18 protein-coding genes are annotated in these 16,807 nt (G+C 62.9%); 5 read left to right on the forward strand and 13 right to left on the reverse strand.

Going from position 1 to position 16,807, the window contains the following annotated elements:
• The first annotated feature begins 27 nt into the window (after window positions 1-27).
• Window positions 28-870: an alpha/beta hydrolase gene (locus X750_RS143560; protein ID WP_156932425.1), complete on the forward strand. Its 843-nt coding sequence runs from the start codon at window positions 28-30 to the stop codon at window positions 868-870.
• Window positions 871-969: 99 nt separating this feature from the next.
• Here X750_RS143560 and X750_RS143555 read toward each other — a convergent pair whose 3' ends face one another.
• Both X750_RS143555 and X750_RS143550 read right to left on the reverse strand, forming a co-directional pair.
• Window positions 970-1,884, reverse strand: coding sequence for an alpha/beta hydrolase (locus X750_RS143555; protein ID WP_023691576.1), 915 nt, complete (start codon window positions 1,882-1,884; stop codon window positions 970-972).
• A 141-nt stretch (window positions 1,885-2,025) separates the two neighbouring features.
• A complete protein-coding gene (locus X750_RS143550; protein ID WP_023733351.1) occupies window positions 2,026-3,270 on the reverse strand; it encodes an MFS transporter in 1,245 nt (414 codons plus the stop codon).
• A 203-nt stretch (window positions 3,271-3,473) separates the two neighbouring features.
• On the opposite strand from X750_RS143550, the gene X750_RS143545 reads away from it, so the two are divergent.
• Entirely contained in the window at window positions 3,474-4,346 is an 873-nt protein-coding gene (locus X750_RS143545; RefSeq protein WP_023733350.1) for a helix-turn-helix transcriptional regulator, read from the forward strand.
• Between the two features lie 35 nt (window positions 4,347-4,381).
• On the opposite strand, the gene X750_RS143540 is transcribed toward X750_RS143545, so the two are convergent.
• The 9 genes from X750_RS143540 to X750_RS143505 form a co-directional block, all read right to left on the reverse strand.
• On the reverse strand, window positions 4,382-5,353 hold the full coding sequence (locus X750_RS143540; protein WP_023695796.1) for a tripartite tricarboxylate transporter substrate binding protein: 972 nt from the start codon (window positions 5,351-5,353) through the stop codon (window positions 4,382-4,384).
• A gap of 146 nt (window positions 5,354-5,499) precedes the next feature.
• Window positions 5,500-6,015 (reverse strand): hypothetical protein, encoded by a 516-nt coding sequence (locus tag X750_RS143535; RefSeq protein ID WP_023733349.1) that lies wholly within the window; start codon window positions 6,013-6,015, stop codon window positions 5,500-5,502.
• Between the two features lie 92 nt (window positions 6,016-6,107).
• Window positions 6,108-7,043: a ribose-phosphate pyrophosphokinase gene (locus tag X750_RS143530; protein WP_023686119.1), complete on the reverse strand. Its 936-nt coding sequence runs from the start codon at window positions 7,041-7,043 to the stop codon at window positions 6,108-6,110.
• Window positions 7,044-7,184: 141 nt separating this feature from the next.
• A complete protein-coding gene (locus tag X750_RS143525) occupies window positions 7,185-7,781 on the reverse strand; it encodes a hypothetical protein (protein WP_023686118.1) in 597 nt (198 codons plus the stop codon).
• A 55-nt stretch (window positions 7,782-7,836) separates the two neighbouring features.
• Window positions 7,837-8,988 carry a Xaa-Pro peptidase family protein gene (locus tag X750_RS143520; RefSeq protein ID WP_023733348.1) on the reverse strand — a complete coding sequence of 384 codons (1,152 nt, stop codon included), beginning with the start codon at window positions 8,986-8,988 and terminating at the stop codon, window positions 7,837-7,839.
• Complete coding sequence (gene pgeF / locus X750_RS143515; RefSeq protein WP_023695793.1) at window positions 8,988-9,782, reverse strand: peptidoglycan editing factor PgeF; 795 nt, start codon at window positions 9,780-9,782, stop codon at window positions 8,988-8,990. The genes X750_RS143520 and pgeF overlap by 1 nt, the downstream gene beginning before the upstream one ends.
• A gap of 151 nt (window positions 9,783-9,933) precedes the next feature.
• Window positions 9,934-10,998, reverse strand: a complete 1,065-nt coding sequence (locus X750_RS0133360) for a class I SAM-dependent methyltransferase (RefSeq protein WP_031243214.1) — start codon at window positions 10,996-10,998, stop codon at window positions 9,934-9,936.
• Window positions 10,995-11,879, reverse strand: a complete 885-nt coding sequence (lgt, locus tag X750_RS143510; protein WP_023672032.1) for a prolipoprotein diacylglyceryl transferase — start codon at window positions 11,877-11,879, stop codon at window positions 10,995-10,997. The genes X750_RS0133360 and lgt overlap by 4 nt, the downstream gene beginning before the upstream one ends.
• 103 nt (window positions 11,880-11,982) lie before the next feature.
• Window positions 11,983-12,222 (reverse strand): BrnA antitoxin family protein, encoded by a 240-nt coding sequence (locus X750_RS143505; RefSeq protein ID WP_023683720.1) that lies wholly within the window; start codon window positions 12,220-12,222, stop codon window positions 11,983-11,985.
• Window positions 12,223-12,619: 397 nt separating this feature from the next.
• Here X750_RS143505 and X750_RS143500 point away from each other — a divergent pair, with 397 nt between their 5' ends.
• From X750_RS143500 to X750_RS143490, 3 genes are all read left to right on the forward strand, one after another.
• A complete protein-coding gene (locus tag X750_RS143500; RefSeq protein ID WP_023672029.1) occupies window positions 12,620-12,922 on the forward strand; it encodes an accessory factor UbiK family protein in 303 nt (100 codons plus the stop codon).
• A 316-nt stretch (window positions 12,923-13,238) separates the two neighbouring features.
• Complete coding sequence (locus tag X750_RS143495; protein ID WP_006202532.1) at window positions 13,239-13,739, forward strand: YbjN domain-containing protein; 501 nt, start codon at window positions 13,239-13,241, stop codon at window positions 13,737-13,739.
• 6 nt (window positions 13,740-13,745) lie between these two features.
• Complete coding sequence (locus tag X750_RS143490) at window positions 13,746-14,105, forward strand: tRNA-binding protein (protein WP_023672028.1); 360 nt, start codon at window positions 13,746-13,748, stop codon at window positions 14,103-14,105.
• A 10-nt stretch (window positions 14,106-14,115) separates the two neighbouring features.
• On the opposite strand, the gene X750_RS143485 is transcribed toward X750_RS143490, so the two are convergent.
• Window positions 14,116-15,138 (reverse strand): glycosyltransferase family 1 protein, encoded by a 1,023-nt coding sequence (locus X750_RS143485; protein ID WP_023683722.1) that lies wholly within the window; start codon window positions 15,136-15,138, stop codon window positions 14,116-14,118.
• 222 nt (window positions 15,139-15,360) lie between these two features.
• Complete coding sequence (locus X750_RS143480; protein WP_023672026.1) at window positions 15,361-16,776, reverse strand: ATP-binding protein; 1,416 nt, start codon at window positions 16,774-16,776, stop codon at window positions 15,361-15,363.
• Between the last annotated feature and the right edge of the window lie 31 nt (window positions 16,777-16,807).

The following is a 16,807-nucleotide window of genomic DNA, read 5'->3' on the forward strand; positions in this document are numbered from 1 at the left end:
TCGCGGAAGCAATCAATGGAGAGCGAGATGACCAAGCCCGGCAGCAGCACGATCACCACCAAGGACGGCACCGAAATTTTCTACAAGGATTGGGGAACGGGACAACCCATCGTCTTCCATCACGGCTGGCCGCTGAGCAGCGACGACTGGGACGCCCAGATGCTGTTCTTCCTGTCCAAGGGCTATCGCGTCATTGCCCATGACCGGCGCGGCCATGGCCGCTCCACCCAGACCGATACCGGCAACGAGATGGACACCTACGCCGCTGATGTCGCGGAGCTTGCGGCGCATCTCGACCTCAAGGACGCGATCCATGTCGGCCATTCCACCGGTGGCGGCGAAGTGGCCCGCTATGTCGCGAAGTACGGTTCCGGTGGCCGTGTCGCCAAGGCCGCACTGCTCGGCGCGGTGCCGCCGGTCATGCTGAAGACGGCGGCCAATCCGGGTGGCCTGCCGATCGAGGTGTTCGATGGTTTCCGCTCCGCCCAGGCAGCCAACCGCGCCCAGTTTTTCCACGATATTGCGGCCGGCCCGTTCTACGGCTTCAACCGCCCCGGCTCCCAGGTATCGCAGGCTGTCGTCGAGAATTGGTGGCGCCAGGGCATGATGGGCGGCACCAAGGCGCATTATGATTGCATCAAGGCGTTCTCGGAAACCGACTTCACCGACGATCTGAAGGCCATCGACGTGCCGGTGCTGGTCATGCATGGCGACGACGACCAGATCGTTCCGATCGCCGACTCCGCGCTGCTGGCTGTCAAGCTCCTCAAGAAGGGCGAGCTCAAGGTCTACAAGGGTTTTCCGCACGGCATGGCGACCACCCACGCCGATGTGATCAACGCCGACCTGCTGGCGTTCTTCAAGGCGTAGAACCGTTCAGTTGAATAGACATCGTCCAGTCGGATAAGCAAGGCACCCGCCGCCGGGCGGGTGCCTTTGCTTTCATCGAAATGTCAGCGAGGCGGTGCCTTATTTATCGAGAAAACCAGTGATCAGCTTGACGGTCGCGTCGGGATTTTCCTCCATGATCCAGTGACCGGAGTCGGGCACGATGCCGCTCGTTACATCGGTCGCAACAAGCCGCAGGAGATCGGCCTGCGTAGTGCCGGCGGATTTTTCACCGCCGACAGCCAGTACCGGCATGGTCAGTTTGCCGCCGGCGGCAAGCATCGCCTGGTTGTCGATCGCGTCCTGGTCAAACGCCTTGAACTGCTCGAAGGCGTCATGCATCGCATGCGGGCGGGCATAGAGTTTGGCGTAGTGCCTGCGCGTCGCCTCGTCGATCTTCTTGGGGTCAGCCGACAACTCGTTGTAGAAGCGGTCGAGATAGATGCGCTCGCGCCCCGCGACCAGCCGCTCCATATCAGGGCCGCGGAAGTTGAAGTGCCAAAGCAGCGGGCTTTGCTTGATCTTTTCCCAGTCGCCTATGCCGGGCAGCGGCGCGTCGATGATAACCCATTTGGTGATGCGCTTGGGATACTGAGCGGCGAGCGCATAGCCGACCATGTTGCCGATGTCGTGGGTGACGAGATCTGCCTTGTCGATCTTCAGGGCATCCAACACGCCGGCGATGTCGACGGCCTGGTTCTTCTTGGCGTAGCCCGCTTCCGGGTGGGCCGACAGACCCATGCCGCGCAGGTCCGGCACGATGACGGTGTGGTCCTTTGCGAGGGCGATGGCCGCGGCGCCCCACATGTCTCCGGTATCGGCAAAGCCGTGCAGCAGCACGACGGCGGGACCCTTGCCGCCAACGCGCACATAGAGTTTGGTGCCGTTGGTTTCGACGGACTGCGTCTTGAAACCCGGCGGAAAGGGAACGATGCGTGCCGTCGCCGGCAAGGTAACAAGAAGCACACCCAATACGGCCAATACGATCTTGCGCATGTCATCCCCCAGAGACGTCGAAGGCCCCAAGCCTTCGTTGATGACTATCTCTAGCAGGCTTTTCAACCAGCGCATGGTGAAAGAATCACAGAGGGCGCAGCAATGCCGCGCCCTGCGTCAAATCCGCAAAATCGACCGGTTTTATCTGGCCGCCGCTTGCGCCTTCCTGGCTTCCTTCATGTTGGGCAGGAACACCGTCAGCAGGCCGAGCAGCGGCAGATACGAGCAGATCTGGAAGACGAAATCGATGCCCTTCATGTCGGCGACGACGCCGAGCACGGCGGCTGCAATGCCGCCCATGCCGAAGGCGAAGCCGAAGAAGATCCCGGCGATGGTGCCGACACGTCCCGGCACCAACTCCTGCGCAAACACGACGATGTTGGAGAAGGCCGAGGACAGGATCAGGCCGATCAGCACCGTCAGCACCATCGTCCATTCGAAATTGGCGTAGGGCAGCGCCAGCGTGAACGGCAGCACGCCGACGATCGAGAACCAGATCATCGCCTTCTGGCCGTAGCGGTCGCCGAACGGTCCGCCGAGCAGGATGCCCAGCGCCGAGGCGCCGAGGAACAGGAACAGCATGACCTGGCTCATCTGCACCGACACGCCGAACTTATGGATGGAATAGAAGGTGTAGTAGCTGGAGAGCGAGGCGATGTAGGCATTCTTGGTCAGCACCAGCAACGTCAGGACGATGAGCGCACCCATCACTTTCTTGCGCGGGAAGGGGGAGACGAAGCTTGCCGCCTTGCGATTGCCCTGCGCGGCGCGCATCCGGCTGTACCAGCCGCCGACCCGCGACAAAACGATGATGCCGATCAGAGACCCGACAGCGAACCATGAAATGCTGGTCTGGCCGAAGGGCACAACGATGAAGGCAGCGAGCAGCGGCCCCATCGACTGGCCGAAATTGCCGCCGACCTGGAACAAAGATTGCGCCAGGCCAAAGCGGCCGCCGGAGGCAAAGCGGGCAATGCGCGAGGATTCCGGATGGAAGATCGCCGAGCCGATGCCGATCAGCGAGGCGCCGACCAGAAGCAGCGCATAGTGGCCGGCATAGGCCAGAACGATCAGGCCAATCAGCGAGGACGCCATGCCGTAGGGCAGCGAATAGGGCATTGGCCGCTTGTCGGTGATCATGCCGATGACCGGCTGCAGCAGCGACGCCGTGACCTGGAAGGTGAAGGTCAGAAGACCGATCTGCCAGAAATCGAGACCGTAATTCTCTTTCAGCAGCGGATAGATCGCCGGCAGCAGCGATTGCATGATGTCGTTGATGCCGTGGCAAAAGCTCACCGCCAGAATGACGGTGAAGGCGGTCGCCTGGGCTGAAGGGAGGCTGGCGCTTGGCTGCGGTGCAATGCTGGTGGCTGTCGTATCGGTCAAGGCAGGCTCCGAGGTCTTTTTGGCGGGTGTTTGCCCGCGGGCAGGCTTGGCGGCCGCTCCCGCGGACCGCCTTAAGGACGCTCGTCTGAAGCGCTTGGGCGACGCCCCTGCGGAGCGCCTTGGGGATGGCTGCCTTATAAGCCGCTTGCGAGGCGACTTCTTTCGTGGTTTGGTCCAATAGTTTCGCAAGTGGGCCATAGCCGATGCCACATGGCAGGGACATCTTCCGCGCCGGCAATGCCGATCTCGGCCGATTGCACGAAAGCCGCTGGCAGTGGCTGGAGGAGGTTTCCGGGCCGGCGGTGGCTTTGCCGACCGAATATCCCGACGGTTACCTCGTGCCGCAACACCGCCACAGCCGCAGCCAGCTGCTGCATGCGCTGGTCGGTGTCGTGCTGGTGACGACCAGGTACGGGCGCTGGATGGTGCCGCCCGACCACGCAATGTGGATACCGGCCGGCACCGAGCATTCTGTCGAAATGCTGGGCGATGTCTCGATGCGCTCGGTCTATGTCATGCCGGGCGCTATCCCCGGCCTGCCGGAAGGTTTGCGCGTCGTCGGCATCACCGAGCTGATGCACAGCCTGATCGTCGAATCGGAAAAGCTGCCGCAAGGCGGCGAACTGGAAGGCCGCGGCGGGCTGATCATGAACCTGTTGCTGCACGAGATCCCGACCTTGCCGGAACGGCCGCTCGGGCTGCCGTTCCCGTCCGACCCGAAGCTGGCGGCGCTCTGCCGACGCTTTGTCGCGGCACCTTCGCCGCACGCCACGATCGACGAGTGGGCGGATGCCGCAGGCATGAGCCGCCGTTCGTTCACCCGCGCCTTCCAGCGCCAGACCGGACTGTCCTTGTCGACTTGGCGCCAGCAGGCCTGCCTGTTTGCGGCCCTGCCCAGGCTCGCCGATGGCGAGCCGATCACCAGGGTGGCGCTCGACCTCGGTTATGACAGCGTGCCGGCATTCATAACCATGTTCAAGCGCATGCTCGGCGCCTCGCCGCGCGGCTATATGCGCGGCGCCCGCGACGAAGGCATGCGGCGGGCTCAGCCTCGACTTGAGGCCCCGGCGCCGTAGCGCCAGGAAAAGCCCGCAGTACTTTGCCGTAGGCCCTAGTCCAGCTGAACGCCGCTGGCCTTGACGATCGGTTCCCATTTGGCGAGTTCGGCCTTCACATGCACTCCAAGCTCTTCCGGGGTGGAGGCCACGATCGAGGCGCTGAACTGGGCCATGCGGGCGATCACATCAGGGTCTTTCAGGGCTTCAACTGCCGCCTTCTGAAGAACGGCGACGGCCTCGGGCGGCGTGCCTGCGGGCGCGAACAGAGCGTTCCAGCTGTAGGTTTCATAGCCGGGAATGGTTTCGGCAATGGCCGGTATGTCGGGGAAGGAGGGAACGCGCTCCTTGGTGGTGACGCCAAGCGCTCTCAGCGTCCCGCTCTTGATATGGCCCGATGAAGAGGGGAGGTTGTCGAACATCATCGGCACCTGATTGCCGATAACGTCGTTCAAGGCCGGTCCGGCGCCCTTGTAGGGAATGTGCTGCATGCTGACGCCGGCCATCGTCTTGAAAAGCTCGCCGGAGAGATGGAGCGGGGTGCCATTGCCTGATGAGGCGTAGGCATATTTGTCCGGGTCCTTCTTCAGCATCTCGATCAGTTCCTTGACGTCCTTGGCAGGGAATTCAGGGTTCACGACCAGGACGTTTGGCACCAGCACGAGCAACGATATCGGCGCAAAATCCTTCTCCGCATCGTAGGGCTTTGTCTTCAGGATCAGCGGGTTGAGCGCGTGGGTTGCGACCGTGCCCATCAGGATCGTGTAGCCGTCCGGTTCGGCTCGGGCGACCTGGGCAGCGCCGATGCTGCCCCCGGCGCCGCCGACATTTTCGACGACAATCTGCTGGCCCAGCTTTTCGGACATCTTGTTGGCGACTAGGCGCGCGACCAGATCCGTCGAGCCACCGGCGGAAAAGGGGACAACCATGGTGATGGTCCGGTCCGGAAAATCGGCGGCCCAGGCCGCCGGTACTGAAAGGGTGGCTGCAATGGAAACCGCGAGCCCGAGCAAAGTCCTACGCCGCATCTGCTACTCCTCCGTTGATTGGAGGGGCAGTATGGCCATGGTGAACTCCTCGCACAATGCAACCATGGACTGACTGCCCGCCTCAGGAGATCGGGCTTGACACCGATGCTTCGGTTGGCGTGCGCGAGAACGCCTCACCCCTCAGTTCAATCAGCCTTGGTCCAGCTGAAAACAAGCCATTTGTATCGTGACGTCTCTTCAGGCTCGGCCGTGTAGGTCATCTGCATGTCGCCGCCCTCGGTGTAGATGTCGAGCCTGGGTGCCGTGTCCAGTTCGAGCCACACGGAATCGTTCTTGAACGACCATGTCCCGCACCAGACGCAAGGCCCCGATGCCGGGTCACCCGGTTGGTGAAAATTGTAGCGGCCGTCCGCCGTGATCTCCAGATAGTCGAAGGCGCCATAAAAGGCGGTCACAGTCTGCTGAAATTCGGTCGCAGACGCTTCCTGGTCGGGCTTCGCCGGCTCTTTCAGATCACGCGGTGGCCGGATTGCGGACCCTGCGATGCTCCATTTGCCGATGAAATCCTTTTCGGTGGGAAGATATTCCGTTTGCGCCTGCGCGGTCGAAACCGGAGCGATTGTCGGCGCATAGGCCGCGCTGGCGATGCCGATTGCGAGAAGCATTCCTGCGATGCCTGCAGCCTTGATTCGATTGCGCATCAGCTGGCTCCTTTCACGACGGTTTGGGGCAGATTCCAAAAAGGAGATTACCCCCGAGCCAGGCCCGTGGGCACGCTTTTGGGCAACATGGATTAATCGAACAGGCTCGACACGGACTCTTCGGTCGCCGTGCGCGAAATCGCCTCGCCCATCAGGTCGGCGATGGAGATGACGCGGATATTCGGGGCGTCGAGCACGCCTTGCGTCGGCTGGATGGAATCGGTGATCACCAGTTCCTGCAGCTTCGAGCCGCTGATCCGGGCGACCGCACCGCCCGACAGCACGCCGTGGGTGATATAGGCGGTGACGCTGGTAGCGCCGTTGGCGAGCAGCGCATCGGCGGCGTTGCACAGCGTGCCGCCGGAATCGACGATGTCGTCGATCAGCAGGCAATCCTTGCCGGCGACCGCGCCGATGATGTTCATCACTTCGGATTCACCGGGACGTTCGCGGCGCTTGTCGACGATGGCCAGTTGTGCGTCGAAGCGTTTGGCGAGCGCGCGGGCGCGCACCACGCCGCCAATATCGGGCGAGACGACGACGACATTGGCAAGCTGTTTGTATTTTGCCTTCACGTCGCGGGCCATCACCGGCACCGAGAACAGATTGTCGGTCGGAATGTCGAAAAAACCCTGGATCTGGCCGGCATGGAGGTCGAGCGTCAAGACGCGGTCGACGCCAGCGCGGGTGATCATGTTGGCGACCAGCTTGGCCGAGATCGGTGTGCGGCCCGAGGCCCGGCGATCCTGCCTGGCGTAACCGAAATAGGGGATGACCGCGGTGATGCGCTTGGCCGAGGAGCGCATGAAGGCATCGATCATGATGAGCAGTTCCATCAGATGATCGTTGGTCGGGAACGAGGTCGACTGCAGGATGAAGACATCCTCGCCGCGCACGTTTTCCTGGATTTCGACGAAGATTTCCTGATCGGCGAAGCGTCTGACGCTGGCCTTGCCCAGCGGGACATTGAGATAGCGGGCGACCGCTTCGGCCAGCACCCGGTTGGAATTGCCCGCGAAAAGCTTCATGCACCGTTCCTGGCGAAGGATGGGGAGGTCCTCTTAATCGGGCTTGTAGCGAGCCGTGCCGGTATTGCAAGCCTCGTTGACGGGAATCCGCCGGCTAATCTCAAAAACGTCAACAGTGAACGGAAGCCGGTAACAGGCGGATCAGCCGGCGCTGCCGCCGAGCCAGGCCGCGAACTGGTCGATCGTCTGGTCGGCGATCGCCTGCATGGTAGCGGGTGCAACCGCGGGCCAGCCTTCGGCGGCATTGACCGAGGGCGCCTTCTGCTGGCCATTGATGCGGTGTAGCCGGTTGCCAGCGGGGTCATAGACGTCCCAGACATAGATAACGGTGGTATCCTTGCCTTCCGTCATGGTCGAGAAGTAGCCCTTCAGCACATGGGTGGCGGCCTGGTCGGCGCTGCCGGCAAGGGTGATGCCGCGCTGCTTGGCGCGTGTCTGCAGTTCGGCCGTCAGCGGCGTTGCCGCTTCCACGGAGGCGCCGACGATCGGCGCGATCTGCAGCCGGGTCTTCGACAAAGCGGCGGCGCTCTGCGCGGGGTTGGCGGGTGTCGTGGCGCCGACGGCCGGCGCTGGTGTGGCGGCGGGCGCGATGCCCGGGGCAGCCAAGGGCTGAGCCGGTTGGGCCGAGGCTGCCGGCGGCGTGATGGCGGACGGCTCAAGGACGTCCTTGGCATTGGTGCAAGCGGCCAGCACAAGCGCTGCGAGCAATGACACGGTCGTCACATGCGATCGTCTCATCTGCCCGAAAACTCCTTAGTCGCGAACGCCCCCGCGTGGACCAACCATTATGGATTCACTGTACGATCAAGTCGAGATCATGGCGTGAAAGCGGCTTCGGCTGGGATTCGGTGGTCAGGTAGGTGCGGCCAAGCGTCATCGCCGTCTCGGTTTCGGAGTCCATGATGATCATGTGCGCGAACAATGTCATGTTGGGCGCGATCGGCTCGGGATTGCCCTGGTAGAACATCGGCATGTCCATCCAGGACGGGGTGAAGCGGGCGCCGACGGAATAGCCGCAGGCGTTCAACCGATGCTTGGTCAGGCTGTGCGCCTCCAGCGTGCGGGCATGCGCGTCGAAGACGTCGCCGAAGGTGTTGCCGGGCGTCATCGCCTTCTCGACCGCCAGAAGAGCCGCGCGGGCGGCGTCGAACAGCTCCTGATGGCGCTTCGACGCCTTGCCGGTCAGCACGGTGCGCATCATCGGCGCGTGATAGTGATGGAACACGCCGGCCCATTCGAGCGTCAGCTGATCGTTCTTGGTCAGCTTGCGGCGCCCGGCCTTGTAGCGGCAGAGCAGCGCGTCGATGCCCGAGCCGATGATGAATTCATTGGCCGGATAGTCGCCGCCGCCGGCAAACACCGCGCCCTGCATGGCGGCAAGGATCAGCGCTTCGTCGCCGCCCTGCTTGATCAGCGGCAGGGCCGCTTCGAGCGCGTCGTCGGAAAGGTTGGCGGCCTTTTCGGCCTTGGCGATTTCAGCCGGGCTCTTGAACAGGCGCAGACGGCCGACAATACCGGAGGCGTCGGCGATCTGGCCGAAGGTCTGCAGCTGCTCGTCGACGCGGCGGCCATTGAAGGCGGTCAGGCCATGGGTGTCGTATTCGACGCCGATGCGGGCGCCGAGGAGATTGAGGTCGTTGAGCAGGTTGCGCAGGTCGACCGCCGGGTTGGCGCCGTCGCGGTCGGTCCACAGCACGATGTTGTCGATGATCGATGTGTGGCGCGCCTGGCGCAAATCGGCCGAGCGGGTGAGCAGCACCATCGAGCCGTCAGCCTTCACAACCAGGCACTGGAAGAAACAGAAGCCGAACGTGTCGTAGCCGGTTAGCCAGTACATGCTCTCCTGGGCGAAAAGCAGTACAGCATCGAGCTTCTTTTCCGTCATCTCGATCATCAACCGGTCACGCCGGGCGTCAAATTCCGACCGTTCGAAATGCAGCGCCATTATCCGTTCTCCAAAACAATTGCCGAAACCTGCCGACCGTAGTCCGGTTCCTTGCGATGCGTCGCGCGCCGGTAGGAAAAGAAGAGATCCTCCTCGGCATAGGTGCAGCGGCCAAGCCCCTGCGCGGTCACGCCAGCCTTCTTCAGCCGGTCGACCGTATAGAGGTTGAGATCGAACATTGCATGCGCCGGATTGGCCGAAGGCGCGAAATAGCCGATGTTTTCGGCATCGGCTTCGACGAAACGGGCGACGAATTCCGGCCCGACCTCGTAATTGTCGGGGCCGATCGAAGGACCGAGAACCGCAATGATGCGCTCACGGCGGGCGCCGAGGCTTTCCATCGCGGCAATGGTGTTTTCAAGCACACCGGTGAAAGCGCCCTTCCAGCCGGCGTGTGCAGCGCCAATGATGCGCGCTTGCGCATCGGCGAACAGCACCGGGCCGCAATCGGCCGTCGAGGCGCCGATGGCGATGCCCGGCCGGTCGGTGACGATGGCGTCGGCCTTGGGCCGCGGGCCGGGAAAGGGTTCCCTGGCAATAACGACATCGGGCGAGTGGACCTGATGCGCGGTCAGGAGATGGCTGGCCGGCACACCCATCCAGGCAGCGACGCGGCGGCGGTTCTCGGCGACCAGCATCTGATCGTCATCCGACCCGGTGCCGATGTTAAGTCCCTGATAGATGCCGCCGGAGACGCCGCCGATACGGGTGAAATAGCCATGGCGGATACCTCGCGGCTTGGCCGCTTCCAGCAGCGGCGAGCGAACAGGATCCGGTTTGGTCTGATTCAGCATGGATGGGTTTGTTGTCCGCGCCGGCGTTTTCGTCAAGGCGAAGTTCGGCCGAGTGATTGCGACAGTGCTGCTGCGTCGACTTTGCATTGGCCAAAAGCAGGCATGCGACCACAAGCGACATGGCGGGACGGCTTGTAACGATCTCTGAGGGTCAGACTGGCTGATGCGGCAGGATTTTCAGGATTTTGAACAGCGTGCCCATGCCGTCGGGTCCGGCCAGGCGCTCGACGGCATCGGCAATGGTTTGTCGTGCCTCTTGGCTTGCCTGGCTGCCCAACTGGCCAGCTCGCTCAAGCAATCCCATGCCAAGCAGAAAGTCGCCCTGCGTCGCCAATTCCACATCGAGGCCATGCGCCCGCACGACGGCGGCCAGTGCCGCGAAGTCGACATGGGCGGTGAGATCGGCTTCGCCGGGATTGGCCAGCACATCTTCTGGGGCGTGCCTGCGCACGGCCTGCAATGTGTCGCCGAAACCGGGCTGGAAATGGCCGTAATCAGGGAACAGCCCGGCGCCGCCGTGGTCGGCCATGCGTTCGGCAATGGTCGCCATCAGTGCCGCGCGGGCCGGTGCTATTTCGAAAATAGAGCCTTGTGGCGCCTCGGCGGCGTCTTCCGGCAGCAGCATCGCCTCGACCGAGCCGGCGCCGGCGAAGAAGCTCAACTCGTCTGAGACATCGAGGCCGATCACCCGTTCGCGCCAGCCGGCGCCGGCGCGGATGAACTGGCGGATCGGCACAGCGTCGAACAATTCGTTGCCGACAATCAGCAACGGCGCCTGCGGTAGTGTGGCGATGGTTTCGTGCCAGCCGAGCTCAACCGAAGTTTCGGCAAGCGTCTGCTTCTGGATTTCGGTCAGCCGCGGACTGGTCTCGACCAGAGCGAAGGAGGCTCGGGCGGCGATAGCCGGATCGAGCCGCGTCAGGGTGCGAAGCATGTCCTTCATCAGCGTGCCGCGGCCAGGCCCGATCTCCGCGATGGTGACCGGCAGGGGTCGGCCGATCGCCAGCCAGGCCTGATAGAGCCAGACGGCGACGAGTTCGCCGAACATCTGGCTGATCTCGGGTGCGGTGACGAAGTCGCCGGCGGCGCCGAACGGCTCGCGCGTGGTGTAGTAGCCGTCGCTGGGATCGAACAGGCAGAGCGCCATGTACTCGTTGACGGGGAGGGGGCCGAGCGCGCCGATCAGGTCGACGATGCGGGTCTTCAGCCGTGTCATGCCGGCTGTGGTTGCGGCGCCGGTTTGGCTGTGGCCATCGCCCAGATGCCGGCCAGCACCATCGGCAGCGACAGCACCATGCCCATGGTGAGCCAGCCGCCGAGGAGGTAGCCGAGCTGCTGGTCGGGCTCGCGGAAGAACTCTACGAAGATGCGTGACAGGCCGTAGCCGCAAATGAAGGCGCCGCCGACAAAGCGCGGCGTCTTCAGCTTCAGCCGCGAATGGGTGAGGAAGCGCAGGACCAGGAACAGCACCGCGCCCTCGAGCAGCGCTTCGTAGAGCTGGCTCGGATGGCGAGGCTCCAGGCCCGCGACACAACCCGCCACGGTCTGCTGGAGACGCTCGTTGCAGAAGACGACGCCCCACGACACGTCGGTCACGCGACCCCAGAGTTCGGCATTGACGAAGTTCGCGATGCGGACGAGGCCGAGCCCGACCGGCACGCCGGCTGCCACCACGTCGAACAGCGTCCAGGTGCGGATGCCGCGCTTGAGGGAAAACAGCGTCATGGCGAGGATGACGCCAAGCAGGCCGCCATGGAACGACATGCCGCCCTGCCAGACGGCGAAGATGTCGAGCGGGTGGTCGATATAGCGCTTTAAATCGTAGAAAAGCACATAGCCGGTGCGTCCGCCGAGCACGACGCCGACGGCGGCCCAGACGATGAAATCGTCGAGGTCGATCGGCTTCATCGGCAAGACGCCATCAGGCCACAGCCTTGTGTTGGTGACGAGCCGCTTGGCGTACCACCAGGCGAACAGGATGCCGACGATATAGCCGATGCCGTACCAGTGCACAGCCAGCGGGCCGATCTGAACCAGGATCGGGTCGATGTTGGGGAAGGACAGCGACGCCATCGGCAGCGGGAAATAGTCGTTCAACAGGATCTCCTGGGAGGGCTCGCGTTAGGGCGCGGACCATGCGGCAGGGTTTTGGCGGGGTCAAGGCAAGGTGACGACAGCCTGATCGTCAGAGATAATGGGCTCAACCCTGCGGCTTGCCGGCGACCAATTGCCTGAGCGCATCGTTGATCCTGTCTTGCCAGCCGGGGCCATCTTCCTGGAAATGGTCGAGCACGGCGCGATCGATCCTGATCGAGACAAGCTCGCGAACGTTTGGTGCGGCGGAGGGTTCGCGAATGGGAGGCGCGGGTTTCTTGACCGGCTTGAAGGCCGCTTCAGCGGCTTCCATCGGATTGGTCGGTCGGCGCGGGGGCGTTGCCATTGGTTGATCCTGAATGAGAGTGACTCTTGCCTGGAGCAAGTCGTGAGGAAAACTAGGCCGCTGGTCTGTGAAGACCAGTAACTTCACTTGGTTCTCTCTGCCATTGCCCTGTATTTGGCTTCAAGCCTGTCCAGCACCTCGTCGCCAGGCTAGACCCGGCCCGCACTGGCATCCGAAATGCCCTTTGCGAGTGCTGCATCGAGTGCTGCAAAGCGCTTCTCCAAGTCCGCACTGTCCGTCACGGCAACCGTCGTTCCAAGAATCCATTTGCGATAATAGCAATCTGTCGGCCGGACCGTGAGCCAAATCGCGTCCGACATGAAGCCGCACCAGCTTCAACGTTCTTGCATTCCGCAGGCAGTGCCACTACGTCAATTCCAGCAAGCGAGGATTTGCCATGTCGACCGGACCGAACCGCATTCTCGATGAATTCGCCAAGCTGATGACCGATGCCGCGGGTGCCGCACAAGGCGTGCGCCGCGAGGTGGAGACTGCCTTCAAGGGGCAGGCCGAGCGCATCCTCAACACCATGGATGTGGTGCAGCGCGAGGAGTTCGAGGCTGCCCGCGACATGGCTGCCAAGGCCCGCGAAGAAAACACCAGGCTGGCCGCCCGCATCGATGCGCTCGAGGCCAGGCTTGCCGAATTGACCGGACAGGCCGCACCTGTGGCTGCGGCAAAGCCCAAAGCAAAAAAATAAAATTTGAACTTTTCCACAAAGCACAATCCGAAAAAATGCTTTGCCGTGAATCGTTTACCGGCAATGCATGAATCTTTGTGACAGCGCCTTTCCACATGCTGATGACGCAGTGCGAAAAATTAGGCTGTTCACGCGACTCCCGATCAATAGACTGAATTTGTTGCATGATTCGGAGCAGGGTCATGCGGCCGGGCGGTGGGGTCCGGTCCGGGGTCTTTGTGTCGTGAAGTCCTGGCCGTCCGAGTTCAAGACAAGATTGTTCGTCGTGTGTGCCCCGCGGAGCGTGTGGCGCTCCCCTGAACACAGGAAGCATTCCATGGAACTTCTCGAACTCGAATTCTCCCGCGAAATCCATCCGGTGGATGTCATCGAGCAGGTCGCCCATAACAATGACTGGTCCTTCGAAAGGGCCGGCGATGACGAAATCTCGATCTCGGTTGCCGGCAGCTGGACCGACTATCACGTCTCCTTCTCATGGATGGAGGATTTCGAGGCGCTGCATCTGGCCTGTGCTTTCGACATCAAGGTGCCGGAAGCCCGCGCGCTGGAAGTGATGCGGCTGTTGTCGCTGATCAACGAGCAGATGCTGTTTGGCCATTTCGATCTCTGGGAGCAGGAGGGCGCGATCATGTTTCGCCAGTCGCTGCTGCTCGCCGGCGGGGTCGAACCGTCGAGCCAGCAGGTCGAGGTGCTTTTGTCGTCGGCGCTTGAAGCCTGCGAGTGCTATTTCCAGGCCTTCCAGTTCGTTGTCTGGTCGGGAACCTCGGCCAAGGATGCGCTGGCCGGCGTCCTGTTCGAGACCTATGGCAACGCTTGAGCTTCCATGAGTTCGAGCAGCGCGCGCAAGCCCGAGATCAGCTTTGCCGATTTTGATCGTGTTGACATCCGTGCCGGCACGATCGTCGAGGCCGAGCCTTTCCCCGAGGCGCGCAAACCCGCCTTCAAGCTGAAGATCGATTTCGGCCCTGAGATCGGCGTGAAGAAATCCTCGGCACAGATCACGAAATACTATGCGCCGGAAACGCTGGTGGGACGGCAGGTGTTTGCGGTGGTGAATTTCCCGCCGCGCCAGATCGGTCCGTTCATGTCGGAAGTGCTCACGCTCGGCTTCCCTGATGAGGAAGGCGCCGTGGTCCTTGGCGCCATCGAGCGCAAGGTGCCGGACGGCGGCAGGTTGTTTTAGGAAGATTGCGTCAGGCGGCCAGCTTGCGCCTTGTGCTCAGCGCCTCTTCGACCGTGTCCATGAACATTTCGGCGCAGGCTTTCCAACTGTAGCGCATGGCGCGTTCGCGCGCCTCGGCGCGGTCGACATTGAGCGCGGCGAGCGAGGCCTCGCGCAGATCGGTCGACACCGCGCCGCCGATGCCGTCGCCGACAATGTCGATCGGTCCGGTGACCGGATAGGCGGCCACCGGCGTGCCGCTGGCCAGCGCCTCGATGATGACGTTGCCGAACGTGTCGGTGCGGCTGGGGAAGACGAAAACATCAGCCGAGGCGTAGATCTCGGCCAGCTCATCGTTCGGGCGATGGCCGAGGAAATGCGCCTGCGGGTACTTCGCCCTGAGCCTGGCCAGTTCCGGTCCTTCGCCGACGATCACCTTGCTGCCGGGCAAGTCGAGATCGAGGAAGGCGCTCAGGTTCTTCTCGATGGCGACGCGGCCGACGCACAGGAATACCGGGCCAGGGAAGCCGAGGTCCTTCTTCTTGTCGGGGCGGAAGTGATCGGTGTCGACGCCCCGCGTCCACGGCCTGAGCTTGGTGAAGCCTCGCGACGCAAGGTCCTCCGCCAGCGACTGGGTGGCGACCAGCGTGCCTTGTCCGGAATTGTGGAAATCACGCAGCCAGCGATAGGCCCAGCTCTCCGGCACCGGCAGGCGGGCGCTGAGATATTCGGGAAAGCGGGTGTGATAGCTGGTGGTGAAGGGACGGCCGGCATTGCGGCAATAGCGCCGCGCCATGATGCCGAGCGGGCCTTCGGTGACGATATGGATATGGTCGGCCTTGCGAGCCTCGATCAGCCGCGCGACATGGCCGGGCGTGGTCAGCGCCAGCCTGATGTCGGGGTAGGTCGGCAACGGCAAGGTGCGAAAGATGTTCGGGGTCAGGAAGTCGACCGCAACGTCGAAGGTTTTCAGCGTTTCGGTGAGCCGCTCCAGCGTGTGGACGACGCCGTTGACTTGCGGCCGCCAGGCGTCGGTGACCATCAGGATGCGCATGGCGGTCCTTTGCTCGGGTCGACGGTTGCGTTGATGCGATAGCGGTACGGCCCGGCTGCCCTCGCTTCGCTCCAGCGCACCCGGGCAGGCACGAGGTCGAAGTAAGGCGGCTGAGCCGAATCAACTGAGGTCGCGCGCTTCATGCGCGCTCTTGACCATGGTTTCATGACGGGCGGATGAAGGTGGTTTTTGGCCGAGCCCGCCTTCCAGATCATGCTTTGGTCAGGCGGGCACCTTGATCACCGCCCGCAGGCCGCCGAGCGGGCTGTCTTCCAGCATGATGTCGCCGCCATGGCTGCGGGCAATATCGCGGGCGATAGAGAGACCAAGGCCGGTGCCGCTGGCGTCGAGGTTGCGCGCCTCGTCGAGCCGCACGAATGGTTTGAACACGTCCTCGCGCTTTTCCGGCGGGATGCCCGGACCGTCATCGTCGATGGTGACGACGAGTGAGCCGCGGCCGTGATCGGCGCTGATCTCCACCGTCTTGGCATAGCGCAAGGCATTGCCGGCGACATTGGACAACAGCCGGGCGAAAGCGTGCGGGCGCACATGCACGTCCGGATCACCGGCAAGCACGGTCGATAGCTTGCGCTTGTGCAGCGACGCCTCCTCGCCGAGCTTTTGGAAATAGGCCTCGAGATCGAAATGGCCGGCATCTTCCGACGCTTCGCCGCGGGCAAAGGCGATATAGCCTTCCAGCATCGACTGCATGTCGTCGATGTCCTGGTTGAGCGCGGCCTTGGTCTCGGGCTTGCCGCCAGCCAGCGCCAGCTGCAGCTTGAAGCGGGTGAGGATGGTTCTGAGATCGTGGCTGACGCCGGTCAGCATGGCGGTGCGCTGTTCCAGCTGGCGTTCGATGCGCTCGCGCATCTGGATGAAGGCAAAGCCGGCCCGTCGAACCTCCTCGGCGCCGCGTGGGCGGAAATCGCGCGGCATCGGCCGGCCCTTGCCGAAGCTTTCGGCGGCCTCGGCCAGAGACAGGATCGGCCGGATCTGGTTGCGAAGGAAGGGGATGGCAATCGTCAGCAGCACCAGTGACGTCCCGACCATCCAGATCAGGAAGATGTGGGTGTTGGAGGCATAGGCCTGGCTGCGGCGCACGAAGACGCGCAGCACCTTGCCCTCGAGCTGGATGCGGACCTCGACGATGTTGGAATTGCCGACCGTGTCGATCCAGAACGGGCGGTTGATCTGGCGGGTGATCTCGGTGGAAAGGACGTCGTCAAGGATCGAGAAGAAGGGCTTGGGTCCAGGCGCCGGCAACGGGTCGGGCGGCAAGAGGTCGACCTTCAACTGCATGCGGTCTTGGGCGATGCGGATGATGTTGGCGTAGTCGCCATCATGCGGATAGGTCTCGATCATGTCGATGATCGCGGCGATGTCGCGCACGGTGGCCTGCGACAGGCGCTGCGTCACGGTTGCCCAGTGGCGTTCCATGAAGTCGAAGGCGACGACCGACTGCAGAAGGATCATCGGCGCGATGACGATGATCAGCGAGCGGGCATAAAGCCGCTTGGGCATATAGAACGCAACCAGCCGCCAGAACCGCTTCCAGGCACGCGGCATTGCTTTCAGCGCGCGTGATACGCGCGCGCCAAAGCCGCCTTGTTCCGGCCGTTCCAGTTGCGTGGTCGCCATTTATCCTTCCGCTGGGTCAATGGCCGCTGGT

The organism is Mesorhizobium sp. LNJC391B00 (assembly GCF_000502535.1).
Lineage (GTDB): Bacteria > Pseudomonadota > Alphaproteobacteria > Rhizobiales > Rhizobiaceae > Mesorhizobium.

Excerpts from the sequence above, each read along its gene's own strand:
- X750_RS143560 (WP_156932425.1), top strand. The coding sequence starts at position 28 with ATGACCAAGCCCGGCAGCAGCACGATCACCACCAAGGACGGCACCGAA.
- X750_RS143555 (WP_023691576.1), bottom strand. The coding sequence starts at position 1,884 with ATGCGCAAGATCGTATTGGCCGTATTGGGTGTGCTTCTTGTTACCTTG.
- X750_RS143545 (WP_023733350.1), top strand. The coding sequence starts at position 3,474 with ATGCCACATGGCAGGGACATCTTCCGCGCCGGCAATGCCGATCTCGGC.
- X750_RS143540 (WP_023695796.1), bottom strand. The coding sequence starts at position 5,353 with ATGCGGCGTAGGACTTTGCTCGGGCTCGCGGTTTCCATTGCAGCCACC.
- X750_RS143535 (WP_023733349.1), bottom strand. The coding sequence starts at position 6,015 with ATGCGCAATCGAATCAAGGCTGCAGGCATCGCAGGAATGCTTCTCGCA.
- X750_RS143530 (WP_023686119.1), bottom strand. The coding sequence starts at position 7,043 with ATGAAGCTTTTCGCGGGCAATTCCAACCGGGTGCTGGCCGAAGCGGTC.
- X750_RS143525 (WP_023686118.1), bottom strand. The coding sequence starts at position 7,781 with ATGAGACGATCGCATGTGACGACCGTGTCATTGCTCGCAGCGCTTGTG.
- X750_RS143520 (WP_023733348.1), bottom strand. The coding sequence starts at position 8,988 with ATGGCGCTGCATTTCGAACGGTCGGAATTTGACGCCCGGCGTGACCGG.
- pgeF (WP_023695793.1), bottom strand. The coding sequence starts at position 9,782 with ATGCTGAATCAGACCAAACCGGATCCTGTTCGCTCGCCGCTGCTGGAA.
- X750_RS0133360 (WP_031243214.1), bottom strand. The coding sequence starts at position 10,998 with ATGACACGGCTGAAGACCCGCATCGTCGACCTGATCGGCGCGCTCGGC.
- X750_RS143505 (WP_023683720.1), bottom strand. The coding sequence starts at position 12,222 with ATGGCAACGCCCCCGCGCCGACCGACCAATCCGATGGAAGCCGCTGAA.
- X750_RS143500 (WP_023672029.1), top strand. The coding sequence starts at position 12,620 with ATGTCGACCGGACCGAACCGCATTCTCGATGAATTCGCCAAGCTGATG.
- X750_RS143495 (WP_006202532.1), top strand. The coding sequence starts at position 13,239 with ATGGAACTTCTCGAACTCGAATTCTCCCGCGAAATCCATCCGGTGGAT.
- X750_RS143490 (WP_023672028.1), top strand. The coding sequence starts at position 13,746 with ATGAGTTCGAGCAGCGCGCGCAAGCCCGAGATCAGCTTTGCCGATTTT.
- X750_RS143485 (WP_023683722.1), bottom strand. The coding sequence starts at position 15,138 with ATGCGCATCCTGATGGTCACCGACGCCTGGCGGCCGCAAGTCAACGGC.
- X750_RS143480 (WP_023672026.1), bottom strand. The coding sequence starts at position 16,776 with ATGGCGACCACGCAACTGGAACGGCCGGAACAAGGCGGCTTTGGCGCG.